The sequence below is a fragment of the Kaistella sp. CFF1-2 genome (genome assembly GCF_059509915.1).
Genome location: NZ_JCAKLF010000002.1, coordinates 241,116 through 260,434, shown reverse-complemented (window position 1 = coordinate 260,434; position 19,319 = coordinate 241,116). Strand labels below are relative to the sequence as shown.

15 protein-coding genes and 1 riboswitch are annotated in these 19,319 nt (G+C 35.6%); of the genes, 7 read left to right on the top strand and 8 right to left on the bottom strand.

Features of this window, described 5'->3' with window-relative positions:
• Positions 1-51 precede the first annotated feature (51 nt).
• Together AC5XHR_RS06295 and AC5XHR_RS06290 are read left to right on the top strand one after the other, a co-directional pair.
• Positions 52-747, top strand: coding sequence for a hypothetical protein (locus tag AC5XHR_RS06295; protein WP_495949934.1), 696 nt, complete (start codon positions 52-54; stop codon positions 745-747).
• Positions 748-766: 19 nt separating this feature from the next.
• Positions 767-1,327, top strand: a complete 561-nt coding sequence (locus AC5XHR_RS06290; protein ID WP_495949933.1) for a hypothetical protein — start codon at positions 767-769, stop codon at positions 1,325-1,327.
• A 14-nt stretch (positions 1,328-1,341) separates the two neighbouring features.
• Here AC5XHR_RS06290 and AC5XHR_RS06285 read toward each other — a convergent pair whose 3' ends face one another.
• Entirely contained in the window at positions 1,342-3,600 is a 2,259-nt protein-coding gene (locus AC5XHR_RS06285) for a glycoside hydrolase family 20 protein (protein WP_495949932.1), read from the bottom strand.
• 127 nt (positions 3,601-3,727) lie between these two features.
• Positions 3,728-3,826: riboswitch (SAM riboswitch) on the top strand.
• A gap of 116 nt (positions 3,827-3,942) precedes the next feature.
• Between AC5XHR_RS06285 and AC5XHR_RS06280 the strand changes: the two genes are divergently transcribed.
• The gene (locus tag AC5XHR_RS06280) at positions 3,943-5,238 is read left to right on the top strand and encodes an O-acetylhomoserine aminocarboxypropyltransferase/cysteine synthase family protein (RefSeq protein ID WP_495949931.1); all 1,296 of its coding nucleotides are present in this window, start codon (positions 3,943-3,945) and stop codon (positions 5,236-5,238) included.
• Between the two features lie 87 nt (positions 5,239-5,325).
• Positions 5,326-6,249: a citrulline utilization hydrolase CtlX gene (gene ctlX, locus AC5XHR_RS06275; RefSeq protein WP_495949930.1), complete on the top strand. Its 924-nt coding sequence runs from the start codon at positions 5,326-5,328 to the stop codon at positions 6,247-6,249.
• A gap of 188 nt (positions 6,250-6,437) precedes the next feature.
• On the opposite strand, the gene AC5XHR_RS06270 is transcribed toward ctlX, so the two are convergent.
• From AC5XHR_RS06270 to AC5XHR_RS06245, 6 genes are all read right to left on the bottom strand, one after another.
• Complete coding sequence (locus AC5XHR_RS06270; RefSeq protein WP_495949929.1) at positions 6,438-8,732, bottom strand: TonB-dependent receptor domain-containing protein; 2,295 nt, start codon at positions 8,730-8,732, stop codon at positions 6,438-6,440.
• Between the two features lie 321 nt (positions 8,733-9,053).
• Positions 9,054-11,303 carry a TonB-dependent receptor domain-containing protein gene (locus AC5XHR_RS06265; protein ID WP_495949928.1) on the bottom strand — a complete coding sequence of 750 codons (2,250 nt, stop codon included), beginning with the start codon at positions 11,301-11,303 and terminating at the stop codon, positions 9,054-9,056.
• Between the two features lie 250 nt (positions 11,304-11,553).
• Positions 11,554-11,901, bottom strand: coding sequence for a DUF3817 domain-containing protein (locus tag AC5XHR_RS06260; protein WP_495950497.1), 348 nt, complete (start codon positions 11,899-11,901; stop codon positions 11,554-11,556).
• A gap of 18 nt (positions 11,902-11,919) precedes the next feature.
• A complete protein-coding gene (gene nadD / locus AC5XHR_RS06255; protein WP_495949927.1) occupies positions 11,920-12,510 on the bottom strand; it encodes a nicotinate (nicotinamide) nucleotide adenylyltransferase in 591 nt (196 codons plus the stop codon).
• A gap of 6 nt (positions 12,511-12,516) precedes the next feature.
• Positions 12,517-14,229: a single-stranded-DNA-specific exonuclease RecJ gene (gene recJ, locus AC5XHR_RS06250; protein WP_495949926.1), complete on the bottom strand. Its 1,713-nt coding sequence runs from the start codon at positions 14,227-14,229 to the stop codon at positions 12,517-12,519.
• A gap of 123 nt (positions 14,230-14,352) precedes the next feature.
• Complete coding sequence (locus AC5XHR_RS06245) at positions 14,353-15,978, bottom strand: ABC-F family ATP-binding cassette domain-containing protein (protein WP_495949925.1); 1,626 nt, start codon at positions 15,976-15,978, stop codon at positions 14,353-14,355.
• 155 nt (positions 15,979-16,133) lie between these two features.
• Between AC5XHR_RS06245 and smpB the strand changes: the two genes are divergently transcribed.
• The 3 genes from smpB to AC5XHR_RS06230 all read left to right on the top strand — a co-directional run bounded on the left by smpB (position 16,134) and on the right by AC5XHR_RS06230 (position 18,964).
• A complete protein-coding gene (gene smpB, locus AC5XHR_RS06240) occupies positions 16,134-16,592 on the top strand; it encodes an SsrA-binding protein SmpB (protein WP_495949924.1) in 459 nt (152 codons plus the stop codon).
• A 77-nt stretch (positions 16,593-16,669) separates the two neighbouring features.
• Entirely contained in the window at positions 16,670-18,130 is a 1,461-nt protein-coding gene (locus AC5XHR_RS06235) for an OmpA family protein (protein WP_495949923.1), read from the top strand.
• A 93-nt stretch (positions 18,131-18,223) separates the two neighbouring features.
• Complete coding sequence (locus tag AC5XHR_RS06230; protein ID WP_495949922.1) at positions 18,224-18,964, top strand: YebC/PmpR family DNA-binding transcriptional regulator; 741 nt, start codon at positions 18,224-18,226, stop codon at positions 18,962-18,964.
• 52 nt (positions 18,965-19,016) lie between these two features.
• Here the strand turns inward: AC5XHR_RS06230 and AC5XHR_RS06225 are convergent, their stop codons facing one another.
• Positions 19,017-19,304, bottom strand: coding sequence for a GNAT family N-acetyltransferase (locus tag AC5XHR_RS06225; RefSeq protein ID WP_495949921.1), 288 nt, complete (start codon positions 19,302-19,304; stop codon positions 19,017-19,019).
• Positions 19,305-19,319: the final 15 nt, after the last annotated feature.

Below are 19,319 nucleotides of genomic sequence, written 5' to 3'. Positions count from 1 at the left end.
TCAAATCAATTGTTTTTTTGTTAAATTCAAATTTCGAAAACTAAATTTTTGATGATGAATATCAAAACTATCCTATTCCCCGTGTTTATTGTTCTTGCTACTTTTCAAATTTCTTGTAAAAAAGCGGAGCAAAAGATTTTGGAAACGTACGCAACTAAAACGGATTCAACGAAAATTGATGCTAACGCAGGTGACGTAATTTCGACACACGCGCCGAAAGTTTATGATTTTAAATATCTGGAAATGGAAAATGTTTTAGTGAATGGTCATAAAGTGTATTTAGATAAAAAGGAATTCGATGCCTTGTACAAAAACAAAATTGACTCTACCAAAACGGATATTTGGGAATGCGGAACTCCTTTTGAATGGTTGGATGAAAAATGGATGGCTCAAAAGTACGGGCCAAAATCGGAGTTGGGAGACCTTCCAAATTTTGACGGAAAGATAACAACGATATATGGTAAAAACATCGAGTTTACGACCAATGATCACATGGTTTTGCTCAATAGTGGGAACGTGGAAAGCAATTCATTTCATATTGTTTCGCACAACATAACGTTGGATAAAAATACCAAGCTAAAGGATTTTAAAAAGCTTTTCCCCAAAGGAGATTATTATGTTTTAGAAGACTCGGATGAAATGCATGCTCGATTTTCAATTGGTAAAAATGATGTGGAAGATGCTTTTCATTTAGTTTTTAAAAATGGAAACTTAGAGTTAGTTACTTTATGGTGGCTTTTATGCTAAAATTAGGTTGAAACTAAAGATGAAATTAATAAAAAACACTAAAGAATTCCTGAGAAAAATAGGTTTTCCAATACTTGGATTGGCTTTACTAGCTTGTGAAGCGAAGGAAGGAAAACAGACCGAAGTGGAAAACGCCTCTGAGCTAAAAACACAAATTATTCATGAGATTGCAAAGACAATGTCACCGAAAGACACATTGTTTTTAGTGAATGAAAGGACAGTTGGAGTTTGCGGTAACGATGACCGATATGATGGGGTAACGACTCCCGAAGAACGATTTGAAGAACTTAAATACATTAAGGAAAATCCGTATTTCATCGATCTTGCGACCGGTTTTGATGAACAGTATTCAATTAATGGAAAAACAATTTTTGTCGGTCACGGTTTTGATGATGAATTTACTTCTGCAACACATCATTTTTACAACGATTCATTAAAAATCAAGAAAACGGTGCACGACATTCATCCTTTAAAAGTTACAAAAGACAGCGTTGAAATCCTTATCCAAAATTATTCGGATAGTCAAGATTTTAAACAATTACTTTTCGTAAAACGTAATTCTAGTTGGGAAAAGCGATAAGTTTTTTTAATCTTTTAATTCACTGAAATTTCATCGACAAAAAGCCAAGCTTTGTTTTCTGCTCCAGGCATTCCTTTCGGGATCACACCAAAGTTGGAAACAATAACTTTTACATATCGAGCCGTAGTTTTCGGCAGGTTGATTTCGATTTTTCCTTTTGCATTTTGAATTTCATTTGCTTCAACGACTTTTATCGTTTTAAAGTTTTTTTGATCTGATGAGGTTAAGATTTCTACTCGCTTTGGTAAGTATATCCAACTTCCTTGACGTTCTAAAGAATTCAAAGAAATCGAACTAAACTCTTCTTCTTTTCCTAGATCGATCGTTGCATTTACATCATCACCCGAGAAACCTAACCATGACTTACCGTGATTTTTAAAATCTCCTTGAATCCCATCAACAAGAGTAAAAGCACCGCCAACATTGTAGGCAACATTGGGTTCTTTTTCTAACGTAATTGGTTTTCCCGTAGCTTTAGAGAAGCTGAAATTTCTTTTGGTTATTGGACTTTTCATCAATCCATTTTCAAAGTATCCTGATTTTATAGTCGTTGATTTTGCAATGGTAAAAGGAGCATTATATGTTGGTGATTGCGTAGTCGGATCTGTTCCATCTAATGTGTAATGAATATTCGTGGGATCATTTGCGGCCGAAAGTTCATATTTAATAGTTCCATCCGCATTTTTAGTGATCTGATCCGAAACTTCAAAAATAGCCTTTGAATATCGAATTCCTAACTTATTAAAATCTTTAAAATGCTCTAAAACACGGTTTTCAAACGCTTTGTATTCTTTTGGTTTTGAAGTTCCCCAAGCCACTTCAGAAAGAGCGAGCATTCTTGGGAAAATCATATGTTGAACATGTGGAAAATTCAAAATATATTCCGTCCATAAATTTCCTTGGGTTCCCCAAATATATTTGGCTTGCGCTTCATCTAGTTCTTTCGGTATTGGCTGATATTCGTACACTTTTTTCAAACGAAGGTCGCCTCCGATTGAAATAGGTTCTGTTTCTGGATTTCCTTGATAGTAGTCAAAATAATTGGTAGAAGTAGGCGTCATAATCGCTTTATGCTGTGTTTTTGCGGCATGAATTCCGCCTTCAATACCTGTCCAACTCATAACTGTTGCATTAGGAGCGAGTCCACCTTCTAAGATTTCATCCCAACCAATAATTTGTTTTCCCTTGGAATTCACAAATTTTTCAATTCGGGTGATGAAGTAACTTTGAACTTCCATTTCGTTCTTGAAGCCTTTTTCTTTCATCAAATTTTGTACAAACTGACTTTCTTTCCACACAGTTTTGGGAGCTTCGTCTCCACCAATATGGATGTATTCGTACGGGAAAAGCGGCATTACTTCGGATAAAACATTTTCTAAAAAAGTGAAGGTTTCTTCTGTTGGGCAAAAGATATTTTCCGAAACGCCCCATTCTTTCCATACTTCGAAAGGTCCTTTAGTACAAGCGAATTCTGGATAAGCCGCCAACGCTGCTTGAGCGTGACCAGGCATTTCGATTTCGGGGATTACATCGATATGGAGTTTTTTAGCATAAGCAACAACATCTTTAATTTGATCTTGTGTGTAAAACCCACCGTATGGGATTTCATCAAATTTCATATCAGCATAGTGACCAACTTGAGAACCGATTCTAAATCCACCAACAGAAGTTAATTTCGGGTATTTTTTAATCTCAATTCTCCAACCTTGATCGTCTGTAAGATGCCAATGAAATTTGTTGTATTTATACATCGCTAGATAGTCCAAATAACTTTTCACTTCGTCAATAGTAAAGAAATGTCTACAAACATCGAGATGCATTCCACGATATTCAAATTTTGGATAATCGGTTATCTGCAATGCAGGAAATTGATTGTCTTTGCTTTGTTTTAAAATTTGCACTAACGTTTGTATTGCATAAAATTTAGACGCTGGCGAAGTATATTGAATGTGAATTGATTTCGACTTTCCATCGGAGTTTAATTGATATTCATCTTCGTTTTTCGACGTATATTTTTCAACGAAAACTTTCGTTTTAGAATTTTGATTGGTAAATTCGAACGGATATTTGTTTAGAAAATGATTAAATAAATCCACTTCTTTAGCCAAATTCGGGTTGTTTTTGTCAATGAGCTGAAGCTGCTTTTCGATAGCAAATGACGAGTTCGAGTAACTTGCTGAAACAGGCTCTGGAATTAGCGCTAATTTAGTTTGTCCAAATACAAATTGCGTTGCAAATAATGCAATAAGAAAAGCAAGTAGGCTTCGTTTCATAAAGGAAGATTTAGAATTCTAAATTTAGATTTTTTTAATGAATACGCAAAAAAAAGGTTAGTCCACTTATTTGGTAGATTAAAATATTTGATTTACATTTGTCATGTTAAACGATCATTGAACACATCACTTATCAAGAAAGGCGGAGGGAATTGACCCGATGAAACCTTAGCAACCTGTTGAAAAATAAGGTGCTACTTTCAACCTGAAAAGGAACAGATAAGACGAATACAGTAGAATTCTATTTTCAAGATACTCACTCTTTCGGCTTGTCGAAGGAGTTTTTTTATGCTCTTTCGCTTCTTTTAAAGCTGATGTTTCGGTATTAAAAAAATTAAAAAGATGAGTACATTACATTTTGAAACATTGCAATTGCATGCGGGTCACGAAGTTGATCAAGAGACGAATTCTAGAGCGGTACCTTTGTACCAAACAAGCTCGTATACCTTTAATAGCGCAGAACACGGCGCGAATCTTTTTGGATTAAAAGAATTCGGGAACATCTATACCCGAATTATGAACCCAACTACGGATGTTTTCGAAAAACGAATTGCTGCTTTGTATGGAGCGGCGGGAGCATTGGCGGTGGCTTCTGGTCATGCGGCTCAATTTTTGGCAATCACTAATATTTTGCAGCAAGGCGATAATTTTGTGACGGCGCCGTATTTGTATGGTGGTTCGCACAACCAATTTAAGGCGAGTTTTAAGAAATTGGGCATTGAAGCGCGTTTCGCAAAAGATGATAACCCAGAAGATTTTGAGGCTTTAATTGATGAAAATACAAAAGCCTTGTATTTGGAAACCATTGGAAACCCGACATTGAATATTGCCAATTTTGATGCGATTTCTGCGGTGGCAAAAAAACATGGAATTCCGTTAATTGTTGATAATACATTTGGTGCGGGAGGTTTCTTGTTCAATCCATTCAAGCATGGAGCAGATATCGTTGTTGAATCGGCTACAAAGTGGATTGGAGGTCACGGAACTTCCATTGGTGGTGTGATTGTGGATGGTGGAACTTTTGATTGGAGTTCTCCGAAATTTCCTTTGCTTTCTCAACCTTCAGAAGGGTATCACGGATTGGTTTTCGCTGATGTTTTCGGAAAAAATTCACCTTTTGGAAATATTGCATTTATCATTAAAGCGCGCGTAGAAGGATTACGAGATTTTGGTCCAGCGATTTCACCTTTCAATTCATTTTTACTTTTGCAAGGTGTAGAAACGCTTTCTCTTCGTGTGGAACGTACAGTTGAAAACGCTTTGAAACTAGCTAATTATCTAGAAAATCATCCGAAAGTTTCTCGAGTTTTGTATCCAGGTTTGCCCAGTTTTCCCGACTATGAAAACGCAATTAAATACCTAACCAAAGGTTTTGGTGGTGTTTTAACGTTTGAATTGAAGGGCGGAAAAGAAGCCGCTGTTGGCTTAATCGATCATTTGAACTTAATTTCGCATTTAGCCAATGTTGGTGATGCAAAAACATTAATTATTAATCCCGCTTCGACTACGCACGAACAACTTTCTGAGGAAGAACAGAAAAATGCTGGAATCTCTCCAGGCTTGGTGCGCTTAAGCGTGGGAATTGAACATATCGACGATATCATTGCCGACTTATCTCAGGCTTTAGATACGTTGTAAACCCATATTTCTCATTTTTATTTTCAATTTTGGCTCTGTCTTGTTGCAGAGCCTTTTCTTTAGTACATTTGCGAAAAGTCTAATATTATGCAAACAACGGATACTGTTTTGATGGTGGAACCTATCGCATTTGGTTTTAACGCGCAAACGGCAGAAAATAACTATTTTCAAGTTCAAGACAAAAGTCAAAATACGCAAGCCAAAGCATTAGAAGAATTTCAAAATTTCGTTAGTAAACTTAGAGAAGCAGGGGTTCGTGTTTTGGTGGTAAAAGATACGCTGGATCCGCATACGCCAGATTCTATATTCCCAAACAATTGGGTGAGTTTTGGTGAGGATGGAGAAGTTGTTTTGTATCCTATGTTTGCTCCGAATCGACGTGTAGAAAGACGTCAAGATATTTTAGATTTTGTTAAAAACGAAGGTTTCGAAATCTCTAAAGTAACCGATTGGTCTCGTTTTGAAAATGAAAATCGTTTTTTAGAAGGAACGGGAAGTATGATTTTCGATCATCCAAATAAATTAGCCTACGGTTCTGTTTCATTGCGTTTAGATGAAAAGTTATTTATCGATTTTTGTGAATCGATTAGTTATAAACCGGTTGTTTTTCATTCCTATCAAACGGCAGGAAATGAACGATTACCAATTTATCACACCAATGTGATGATGTGTGTTGCTGATCAATATGTTGTTATTTGTTTGGATTGTATTGATGATGAGCAGGAACGCAAGAATGTTGTAGAAACTATTGAGAACTCAGGAAAGGAAATCATCGAAATTTCAGAAGGACAAATGCAGCAATTTGCTGGAAATATGCTTCAAGTTCGCAATACGGAAGGAACTCCTTTTCTCGTTATGAGCGCCGCTGCGAAGAATTCTTTAAATGAAGAACAAATTCAGAAAATCGAAAACTACAACGCGATTATTTCTTCGGATTTAACAACAATTGAAACCAATGGTGGCGGAAGTGCTCGTTGCATGTTAGCGGAGGTTTTTTTACCGAAAGCATAAATCTCTAGCCCTGATGGAAGCGGCATCCTTTGGGATTGACGTGAGGCGGCGGAGCGAAGCGGAGCCGTCCGAGCCACAAGCCTAAAGATACAGCGGACAGCAGGAAATAGCTTCTAATAAAAATCAAAAAAACTTCAGCAAACGCTGAAGTTTTTTCTTTGAAAAATATAATTTAATATGAAGTGAACTTATCTTGTTCTGTTTCTAATTTCGTCTGCAGCACTGTTTACACTACGCATTTTTTTGATTTTCTGATTTCCAAAATTGTACACAACGCTCAACGAAACATTTCGTCTAAACTGATCATTGCTTACGTAATTGTAGTTTCCATTGTCCTGATAATCTTCGATCACGACAACGTTTGTTTTCAAAATATCAGTTGCATTTAGAGCAAACGTCCAGTCGTTCCAGATTTTTTTGATGCTGAGGTCCAAACTCCCTAGGCCTTTCAGCAAGCCAAGTTCAATCTGTTGTTTATTAACATAGAAGAAATTTACGCCCGCAAACCATGTTTTTGCTCTGTCTAGACGGATGGTGTTATTGGTTTGAATAAAGAAACTCGTGGATTTTGTCGAATTTTGATATTCTGGAAACGTGTCGCCTGAAGTTGGGTCGATGCTTAAGCTACCGTCATTGATATTTCGTTGAACTCCAACATTGAAATTGGTTGTCCAATATTGTTTAAACAAAGATTTTTGAATTCCAAATGTAAGTGACATTTCTTGTCTGTCTCCAAAATTGGTTCGAATGTAACGTAATTGATGCTTGTCATATGTCGTTCCATCGGGCCTAGTCGGGATTCCTTGCAACGGAACTTGCGTAATTACATCTTGCATCAAAGAATGATTCAAAATCAAGAAATAGGAATTTTTGTACATATACGTTAACTCTTGATTGTAACTAGATGATGCTTTTACAAAGGGATTATTCTGCGTATAGTTGGTATCGGTAAGGATATTTCGAACTGGGTTTAATTCCCAGAAACTTGGTCTTCGCATACGGCTTGAGAAGGCATACGAAACATTATTGTTATCGTTAATTGCATAGTTCATGCTGACGTAAGGCAACCAATTGGAATAGTTTCTGTCGATTTTAGCCAAACTTGGATCAGGTGCATTGTCTGATGTTCCTAAACTTTTCGTGTATTCAAAACGAGTTCCTACTTTTCCAGAAAATTTTTCCGAGAATTTTTTTTCTGCGGTAACATACGCTCCAATAATATTTTCTTTGTAGATGAAATGGTTAGGTTCGTACTTTGGATTTTCTAGTTTATCTCCATTTTCGTCCTTCAAATCAGCTATGTTTCCGTTTGGATCATAAATGGTTGTTATGTTTTTTGTGTCGTTGTCAGTTTGGGTATGGTTGTAATTTCCGCCAATAGAAAGTGTAAAATCTCCTATGAATTTCTGAATAAAATCTGCCATCGTCGAAAAATTGTTGATTTTTTGCGGCATATTTTGATACACATATTGCGATTTTTGATACGAATTTTGGTCTGCCGTGCTCAAATAGGTGAAATTATCCGTTGATTGAAATCGTCTGTAGTTTAAATAAGCGGCATTTAGGTTTAATTTACTTCCTAAACTGTCTGTTTTTAGCTCGTAGTTTAGGTTAAAATTATTGTTGTAGCTACGTGCGTTTTCCTTGTTTTTGGTTTGCGTATATTTTGTTGCCCAAGCATTTTTGTCTTTATCAAATGTTCGAATGGTATTAAAAAATTCCATTCTCGAATCATAACTTTTATTTGCCCAAGTGTTCCAAGTTAATGCAATATTGGATTTGTCATTTAGCTGATAATCGGTGTTGACGTAACCGCCAAGGTTTTTATTTGGATCGGATGTTTTACCAATAGATTCGTTTGTCGAAGTTGAATTTCCGTTTCGTAAAACATACTCTTGAGCCTCGGTATTGCTTCCGCCAGAAAGGTTTGCACTCAACCCAAATTTATCTTTTCTGTAATTTGTGCTAAAACTAGCCGATTGATTGTTGTATTTACTTTGCGTATTAGCCATTCTCATGTTTCCATTCCAGCCATCGGTCGTTTTCTTTTTCAAAACGATATTGATAATTCCGTCTGAAGCTTCCACTTGATATTCGCTTCCAGGCATGGTAATCACCTCAATTTTTTGAATGTTTTCCGCTGGTGTATTTTTTAGGAACGAAGCCAAAGATTCCGCATCCATATTGGATTTTCTCCCGTTGATGTACACTAAAGCATTGTTTTTTCCAGCAATACGGAAGGTTTTATCATCGGTAGAAGAGAGTAGTGGCGTTTGTTTGAGAACTTCAAAAGTCGTGTTTCCCTTGACTGCAGGTGCGTTAGAAACATCATAAACAAAGCGGTCGCTTTCTTTTTTGAAGACCTTTTTGGTCATCATAACTTCTTGGATGTTCGATACTTTGGCTGTATCTATTTTCTGCTTTTCTTGCGCAAAACCTAGCATGGAAGTAAGTATTGCTATGGTGAATAGACTCTTTTTCATGATGTTTATTTTTTTCTAGCGACCTAGTTTTAAGCAGCTTTTGGGTTGTTTTGATTAATAAGTAGTTGGTTATGCAAAGTAGTTACAAAATATGTATTTAATATTTATAACTAATTGAAAATCAATTATTAAATTTTAATTTACTTATTATTTCTATTAAATAGACAATTCAACTTCTGGAATTGTTACATACCTATTTAATAAAAATTGAAAAATAATTTGATCCTATTTTTAACTCTGTACTAATGTGTGGTTTACAAAAACAAAAGCTTCAGTTTAGAAACTGAAGCGCTTTGCTTGAAAAATTTAATATACTATAGTTTAACGAGTTCTTGACTTGATGTCATCAGCAGCGCCATCAACTTTTCTAGCTTTTTGTACTTTTTGATTTCCGAAATTATAGGTAAAACTCGCTGTTACGCCTCGTCGGAAGGTATCATTGTACAAATAGTTGAAATTTCCGTCTGCTTGTTCATCTTTGATTTTTACAATATTGGTTCTTAAAACATCGTTGACATTGACTGCGAACGTCCAATCATTCCAAAGTTTTTTGATGCTTAAATCTAAACTAGCCAGGCTTTTTAACTGTCCAAAATCGATTTGTTGCTTGTCTACATAAAAGAAGTTAACGCCTGCAAACCAAGTTTTTGCCTTATCCAAACGAATGGTGTTATTGGTTTGAATAAGTAAACTTGTCGACTTTTTTGTATTCGTATACGTGTCAAAAATTTCGCCAGTTGTTGGATCCGTATTCAAAGTTCCGTTATTGATATTATGTTGCAAACCGAAATTAAAATTGGTTGTTAAATACTGGTTGAAGAAACTTTTCTGCATTCCTAACATCGCTGACATTTCTTGTTTGTCGCCATAATTACTACGGATGTAAGCCAATTGTCTGTACGTATTTCCGTCGCGAACGACATCTCTTTGTAACGGAACCATCGTGATAACATCTTTAAAATATGAGTGATTAAGGATCAAGAAATACGAGCTTTTGAACATATACGTCAACTCTTGATTGTATATCGATGATGCTTTTACAAATGGATTATTTTGCGTATAGTTGTCTTGCGTAATAATGTTTCGTACGGGATTCAGCTCCCAAAAACTTGGTCTTCTCATTCGGCTAGAGAACGCATACGAAATGTTATTCTTATCATTAATCGCATAATTCAGACTTAAATATGGTAAAATATTATTGTAGTTTTTCTCAACGCGCGCCATGTCTGGTCGTTCTGCTGGTGGATTATCCGAAGTTCCGACGCTGTTGGTGATTTCGTAACGTGTTCCAACTTTTCCTGAAAACTTGTCAGAAAATTTCTTTTCTAATGTTAAATAGAAACCATAGATATTTTCATCATATTCAAACAGATTTGGTTTGTATTTGGTCGCTTCGTTTGCTGCGAAATTGGTGCTTTCGTATTTGGTGTCATTTTCAGTTTTTGTTTTATTGTAGTTTCCACCAACTGAAACCGTAAAATCATTTTTGTATTTTTTGATGTAATCGGCCATTGCAGAAATATTGTTGATGTTTTGTGGTGTATCTTGAATAATTTGATTCGCTAAAGCCCCTTGATTCCAATTGGCGTATGAAGTATACGTTTTGTTATCCGAATCTTGAATTCGTTTGTAGGTAAGATAAGCAGCATTCAAATTTAATTTACTTCCTTCTTCATCGGTTTTCAATTCATAATTCAAGTTGAAATTATTGTTGTAAGATCTGTTATTGAGCACATTTCGGCTCAAATTATAAAAACGATTCGTCAAGTTTCCATTATCGTCGTAGTTGCTGTACGTGTTGTTAAGTAAAATTGTCGCGCCTTTACTATTACTCGCCCAAGTGTTCCATGACAACGCAAGATTACTTTTGTCAGTCAGTTGATAATCCATGTTGATGTAACCACCCAAGTTTTTCTCGGGACTGTCGATAGGACCAACAGATTCGGTTACTGTATTTTTATTTCCGTTTCTGATGATGTATTCTTGTGGTTCGATTTCTTGACTTCCTGTGATATTGGCGTTAAGACCGAATTTTCCTTTTCTATAATTAAGCGACGCACTACTCGATGTCGAGTTGTATTTGTTTTGTGTGTTCGACATTCTGAAATTTCCGTTAAGACCATCCGTCATTTTTTTCTTCAAAACAATATTGATGATGCCATCTGAAGACTCTACTTGATATTCGCTTCCAGGAAGCGTAATAACTTCAATTTTCTGAATGTTTTCTGCAGGTGTGTTTTTTAGAAAGGAAGCCAAAGACTCCGCATCCATATTGGATTTTCTTCCGTTGATGTATACAATCGCGTTGTTTTTCCCAGCGATTTTCAATGTTTTATCGTCTGTTGTTGAAAGAAGTGGTGTTTGTTTCAACAAGTCAAAAGTTGTATTTCCTTTGGCAACAGGCGAAGCAGAAACGTCGTAAACAAAACGATCGCTTTGCTTTTTGAAAACCTTTTTGGTCATTGTTACTTCATCTATGCTTTTTACTTTAGCAGTATCGGTTTTAGTTTGCTCTTGCGCAAAAGTGAAAATCGATGTAAGTATTGCTACGGTGAATAGGCTCTTTTTCATGATATTATTTTTTTCATGCATTTCTCTGTATAAGATCATGCAGGGTTATTTTGATTAATAAGTAGTATGTTATGCAAAGTAGTTACAAAAAATTTATACTAAATATTTAACATGTTGAAAATCAGGTATAAAAAATTTATTTAATGCTGATTTCTACTATTTAGACAAATGATCTCTGAAAAATGGTACATCATAAGACAAAAAAAAACTCGAATTCAATTCGAGTTTTATGATTGTGAGAACGCTATTTTTAATCGGTTTCTCGATCTTTTTTTGCTAATTTTTTCTCAACCCATATCGTTGCAAATGGAAAAAATGCAGATAATAAGGCCAAAACAAAATCTTCGTCGTCCCAATTGTAAATCTTTTTTGCTGGCAAACAAAGTAGTAAATACAGCGTAAAAAATAAACCATGAATATTTCCAATAATAATAATGAATATCGTTGATGCCAGGCCTTCCGGATCATAACGACGCCAAACCATCGCAACTAAATACAGTAAAAAACAGGAAATCGCTTCGGCAATACATACTTGCTTAAACCATTTGATGATTTTTTCTTCGGAATATTTCGCAAAAAAGCGATCTATGAATTTAATTTCCATGTACTTGGAATTTTAAAGTGTTTCTTTATAGAATGATGATCCATCCAGATATTCGAAAACCTCTGGTGGAAGCATTGGGCGAACGTTTTTATTTTCTTTAATCATCGTGCGAATTTCCGTTGCAGAAAGCTCGATGATGGGTGCTTGAACGAGTTTTATGTTCTCATGTTCTGGATATTCAATTGGAGCATTTTTTTCATCATAAATCCTAGGATAAACGATGATTTGATAATTGTCCATCAAAAATTCAGAATTTTTCCACTTTTTTAATCCTGCCAAATTATCTTCACCCATAATTAAGGCAAATGAATGCTCGGGATGTTTTTCTTTTAAATACGCTAATGTATCAACGGTGTAGCTTGGTTTTGGTAGCGAAAATTCCACATTGGAAGCACGCATATTGGGATAGTTTTTAACAGCCAATTGCACCATGTCCAAACGATTGTGGTCATTCAGAAGTGTTTTTTTCTCCTTAAATGGGTTTTGTGGACTAACCACAAACCATAACTGATCCATGTCGGTGTTTTCTAAAATGTAATTCGCTAAAATTAAATGTCCAATATGAATCGGGTTGAACGATCCAAAAAACAAACCTATTTTCATGCTTTTTTACGAATGAAATTTAACATCTTTTAGATTCAAATAATGCGTGACATTTCCTTTCCAGTGGTTTTCTTCAATGGTAAAAGCTATATCGAATTCTTTATCTCTAAAATCATCTGCATATTGTCCAAGTTTGAAGCCTACACATTCAATATTTCGGCCACTAGACTCTTGTTTAACGTAGAATTTAACATGGTTGTTTTCTTTACCCATCGTTTTGAGAACTCCTGATATTTTTTGATTTTTCAAAACCAAAACAGGTTTCATATTTAAAGGCCCGAAAGGCGCTAGTTTACGATGAAAATTATAGAATTCACGATTCAAATAATCGATGTCAATTACCGTGTCGATTTGAACGCTTGGAACTTTTTGATATTCTTTAATCTTAGAAGCAACAACTTCTTCAAACTTTTTCTTGAATTCTTCAAAACGATCTTTTTCCATCGAAAGCCCTGCCGCAGCTTGATGTCCACCAAATTTCAAGAAATAATCTGAACAAATATCCAAGGCTTCATGCACATCAAAATCGGAAACGGAACGAGCCGAAGCAACCATTTCACCATTATTTCCCTCAGTGAAAACCAAAGTTGGCTTGTAGTAGGTTTCAGTTAAACGTGAAGCTACAATTCCGATGACTCCTTTGTTCCATTCTGGATTGTAAACGATGGTCGTGAAGTTACTTTCTTGCTTCGATGTTTTAATTTGTTCTAAAGCATCGTGTGTGGAGTTCATATCCAATTCGCGACGTTCATCATTTAGTCCCATGATGTCACCAACAATTTGCTCCGCTTGTTTTAAATTGTCCGAAACCATCAACTCAACAGCTGCTTTTCCATGAGAGATTCGTCCTGCTGCATTGATTTTTGGAGCAATTTCAAAAACAATATTTGATATTTCAAATGTGGAAAGTTTATCGTCTGGAATGAGCAAACGTAAACCTAATTTTCTTGTTTTGCGAAGTGTTTTTAATCCCAATTTGGCAAGAACACGATTTTCGCCCGTCATTGCAACAATATCGGCTGCGATAGAAATGGCCAATAAATCGGTTAATTCAAACAATTCGTTCTCCGGAATTTTATAAATCGTATTGATTCCTTGACAAAGTTTGAAACCAACGCCACAGCCCGATAATTCTTTATACGGATAACGGCAGTCTTTTCTTTTTGGATCTAACACAGCATATGCATTCGGAATTTCGTCGCCTGGTAAGTGGTGATCGCAAATGATAAAATCAATTTCCAAAGAATTCGCGTATTCAACTTTATCGGAAGCTTTAATTCCACAGTCAAGTGCAATAATCAGCGAAAAACCATTGGCTTTTGCAAAGTCAATTCCTTCGGTTGAAATTCCATAGCCTTCGGAGTTACGATCGGGAATGTAGAAATCTAAAAATTTCTTCTCAACAATTTTGCTGAGGTATAAGTACATCAAGGCAACCGCGGTAGTTCCATCAACATCATAATCCCCGTACACTAAGATTTTTTCGCCATTTTCAATTGCCGTTGCAATACGTTCTACCGCTTTTTGCATATCAGCCATTAAAAATGGATTGTGAATGTCTTCTACTTTGGGTTTGAAAAACTCTCTCGCCTTCTGATAATCATCAATTCCTCGTAACACCAAGATTTTCGACTCAAAAGTTCCAAATCCTAGTGACGTACTCAAAGCATCAACGATTTCTTCGTCGGGTTCAGGTTTATAAATCCATTGTACATCCATAATCTCACAAAAATACTAAAAATATGCTTAATTTGGAATCGTTCTGAATATGAATGTTTTAAGAATAGGGAACAAAAAATCCACCTCTCGAGGTGGATTTTTATTATTTATATAAGTAAATGATTAAGAATACATTTGTTGTCTTAATTCTTTTACTTTTTTATCGTCTAGATATTCGTCATACGTCATTTCTCTGTCGATAAGACCTTTTGGCGTCAATTCGATAACACGGTTACAAACGGTTTGTAGCAATTCGTGGTCATGAGACGAAATCAAAATATTTCCTTTGAAATTCATCAATGAGTTGTTCAATGCTGTAATACTTTCTAGGTCTAAGTGGTTGGTTGGTTCGTCTAAAATCAATGCATTCGCTTTCTGAAGCATCATTCTACTGAACATACAACGCATTTTTTCTCCTCCAGACAATACGGTTGATGATTTTAACGCTTCATCTCCTGAGAAAAGCATTCTTCCAAGGAATCCACGCATAAATTCTTCGTGTCTTTCTTCATCATTTTTGGTGAATTGTCTCAACCAATCAACCAAATTCATATCCGATTCTTTGAAGTAACTTGTATTGTCCAAAGGCATATAACTTTGATTTGTAGTAACTCCCCAACGGTATTCTCCTTTATCTGCTTCTGTGGTTCCAGAAATGATTTGCAAAAATTCCGTGATTGCTAATGAATTTTTAGAAATAACAGCAACTTTATCTCCTTTTTTAAGATTCAAATCAACATTAGAGAACAATAATTCGCCGTCTTTTGTTTTTTCTAAACCTTTAATTTCTAAAATTTGATCTCCAGCTTCTCTTTCCATTTCCCAAATAATCGCTGGGTAACGTCTAGATGACGGCTTGATTTCATCAATATTCAACTTGTCAATCATTTTCTTTCTTGCTGTAGCTTGCTTAGCTTTGGCTACGTTAGAACTAAAACGTGCGATAAAGTCTTGTAATTCTTTTTTCTTCTCTTCCGCTTTCTTGTTCGCTTGCGCTCTTTGTCTGGTCGCTAACTGAGAAGCTTGGTACCAATATGAATAGTTACCTGTATATAGGTTAAGTTTAGCATAATCTAAGTCACCAATATGCGTACAAACTGTATCTAAGAAGTGACGGTCGTGAGAAACAACGATTACGGTGTTTTCATAATCCGCTAAGAAATCTTCTAACCAAGCTATGGTGTCGATGTCCAAGTCGTTTGTAGGTTCATCTAAGATAAGTACATCAGGGTTTCCGAAAAGTGCTTGCGCAAGCAAAACACGAACTTTGTCCTTGTTTTCTAATTCGCCCATCAATTGATAATGCATATCTTCTTTAATACCAACGTTAGAAAGCATGGTTTGTGCATCCGTTTCAGCATTCCAACCACCCATTTCATCGAAAACAACACCAAGTTCTCCTGCTTTAATTCCATCTGCATCAGAGAAATCTTCTTTTGCATACAAAGCATCCATTTCCGCTTTGATTTCGAACATTTTTTTGTTTCCACGTAAAACGGTTTCTAAAACAGTAAAGCCATCATACGCAAAGTGATCCTGCTCTAAAACAGACATTCTTTTTCCTGGTTCTAACGAAATGTGACCTGTTGTAGGGTCTTGTTTTCCACTAAGGATTTTAAGAAAAGTAGACTTTCCGGCACCATTGGCACCGATAATTCCGTAGCAATTCCCTTTCGTGAATTTTATATTGACTTCGTCAAAAAGTACTCTTTTACCGAATTGTAAAGATAAATTGGATACAGTTAACATAAGGTTTTGTAAATTTGTGCAAAATTACAAAAATATATTGGTATAACTATATAGAGTAGTTCGCCAACATTTGATTACGAATTATAAAAATTTTGTAATTTTTTGTTAAGAATATTGTAATTGGCATATTTTTTAGTTGTTAGATATTTGTCCAGATGAAAATTGAACGAAATGTTACTATTTTAAATAAGAGAGCTCGCTTTGAATATGAAATTATTGAAGAAGTGGAGGCTGGAATTGTTTTAACAGGTACTGAGATTAAATCTTTAAGATCATCAAAGGCATCTATTACAGAAGCATTTTGTCAATTTATAGATCGAGAATTGTATATCATTAATATGCTAATCGATGAATATAAATTGGGGACATTTTATAATCACAAAACAAAAAGGGAACGTAAATTGCTGCTGCATAAGCAAGAATTACAAAAGTGGGAGAAGAAGATGAAAGATGTAGGCGTTACTATTGTTCCACTTAAACTTTTTATAAACGATCGAGGAAAAGCGAAACTTAAAATTGCTTTAGCTAGAGGAAAAAAACTCTTTGATAAGCGAGAAGCGATAAAAGATAGAGAAAATAAACGGAATCTCGATAGAATATTAAAGAAAAGTTAAAAAATTACGGGAAAACTTTGTTTAATAGGAATTTTTATATTTATTTTGCATAATCAATTATTTAATCATTTAATTCTATGAAAAATCTAAAATTAGGAATTTCAGCATTGGCACTTACTGTTGCCTCTACTGTTTTTGCTCAGACGACTACCAATCCGTGGTTAATCGGAGTTGGAGCGCACGGAGTAAACCACGTAGCTGCTGGAGGTGGTATTGGTAAATTGTTTGATAATCTAACAAGCAAGCAATTGTATAGCATCAATAACTATACGATTACTCCACCATTATCAAAATTAACAGTAGCAAGAAACTTATCTAAAGGATTTGTTATCGATTGGCAAACTTCAGTAGGTAATGTTGATAACAAAAGATTCGGTACAGATAAGGAGTTTTTCTTAATGACTGGTCTAGGTCTTCAATTTAAATTCAATTCTCTTTGGAATGAAGAGTCTTGGTTTGATCCGTATATCAGATTGGGTGCTAACTACCTTAGACATGATTATACGGGGATGACTTTCCCTACTACTGATGTTAATGGAGTTTATTATGCGGGTTACGCTAATGAGCCTAATACTCAGAGAAGAGCTGATCATTTCGCAGTTAATGGAGGTTTAGGATCTAACTTCTGGATTACTAAAAACTTCGGTTTAGGTATTCAAGGAGATTATGTGACTACTCCAATTGATCATAAAGCTGATGTTGCCAACTTTTGGCAAGCTTCTGCTTCATTGTTATTCAGATTTGGTAACACTGACAGAGATAAAGATGGTATTCCAGATAAAGAAGATGCATGTCCAGATGAGCCAGGTTTAGCTGAGTTCCAAGGATGTCCAGATACTGACGGTGATGGTATTCCAGATAAAGATGATGCTTGTCCAGATGTTGCAGGTCCAAAAGAAAACAACGGTTGTCCTTGGCCAGATACTGACGGAGACGGAGTATTAGACAAAGATGACGCTTGTCCAGATGTTGCTGGTCCAGCTGAAAACAACGGTTGTCCTTGGCCAGATACTGATGGTGACGGAGTATTAGATAAAGATGATGCTTGTCCTACAGTTCCAGGTCTTAAAGAATACAACGGATGTCCTAAGCCTGATTCAGCGTACGCAGAAGAAGCTACAAAAGAATTAAGAGATATCTTGTTCGACTTTAACAAAGCGACAATCAATGCTCAGTCTAACGCTAAATTAGATCAAGCTGCTTCAATTATCAAAGGTTCTAACTCAGGAAGATTCTTACTTGAAGGTCATACTGATAAGAAAGGTGCTGATGCTTACAACTTGAAGTTATCTCAACAAAGAGCTGCTGCAGTTGTTAAAGCTTTAGAATCAAGAGGAGTTAATCCAAGTCAATTGAAATCTAGAGGCTTAGGTGAGCAAGAAGCTACTGTAGCTGAAACTGCTTCTAACGAAGAAAGACAAGCTGATAGAAAAGTAGTTGTGAAAGCTATTGATGCTAATGCTTGGGAAGCTATCCAAAAATCAGACTTACCAGTAGTTAAAACTTCTTCTAAGAAAGTTGTTAAAAAGAAAAAATAAGTAAATTATTTTTCTAAATAATAAGCGCCCTCAGTAATGAGGGCGTTTTTTTATTTCAAAATTTTGTATTTTTGCAATCTAAAATTCATAAATATGGGTCGCGCATTCGAATATAGAAAGGCTTCAAAAATGGCTAGATGGGATAAAATGGCCAAAACATTCTCAAAAATTGGTAAAGATATAGCTATTGCGGTAAAAGCTGGCGGTCCGGATCCGGAATCAAATCCTGCGCTTAGACGTTGCGTTCAGAATGCGAAAGGTGCGAATATGCCTAAAGATAATGTAGAGAGAGCGATTAAAAAAGCTTCTGGAGCAGATGCTGAACAATACGATGAAATTACGTATGAAGGATATGGGCAAGGAGGAGTTGCTTTTTTTGTAGAGTGTACAACAAATAACCCAACTCGTACGGTTGCTAATGTTCGTGCCGTTTTTAATAAATTCGACGGAAACCTGGGTAAAAATGGAGAACTTGCTTTTATTTTTGATCGTAAAGGGGTCTTTACTATTGATAAAGCTTCCATAAAAATGGATTGGGATGAGTTCGAAATGGAGATGATTGATGGTGGAGCTGAAGATATCGAGTCAGATGATGAAGAGGTTTTAGTGACAACAGCATTTGAAGATTTTGGCTCGTTTTCACATAAATTAGAAGAAATTGGAATTGAAGCTAAAAGTGGAGAACTTCAACGTATTCCCAACAACACCAAAGAGGTTACGGAAGAGCAGTTTAAAAATAATATGAAGATGTTAGAGCGTTTTGAAGAAGACGATGATGTTCAGAACGTGTATCATAATATGGAAATAACGGACGCTCTATTAGAAAGTTTGTAAACTAATTTCAAATTAAAATAGAAATAAAAAACTCAGGCTTAGCCTGAGTTTTTTATTTTAGAAAGATATCTTCAACATCGGTCATACGCATCATAACAGATCTTGCATAGGAGCAATGTGGATACACTTTTAGATTGTTTTCACGAGCAAATTTGATAGCTTCTTCAACCAAATACTTACCCATTCCCCGTCCTTCGAATTTTGGGTGAACCAAAACAAATGAAATTATCATTTTATGATCTTCGGGAAAAATAGTATAAGTTAATCTACCAATTTCCTCCGTTTCATTATGAAGGGCAAGAAAACCTCCATTTCCTGATTTATTATTTTCGAATCGCATTTTCTTATTTTTTAA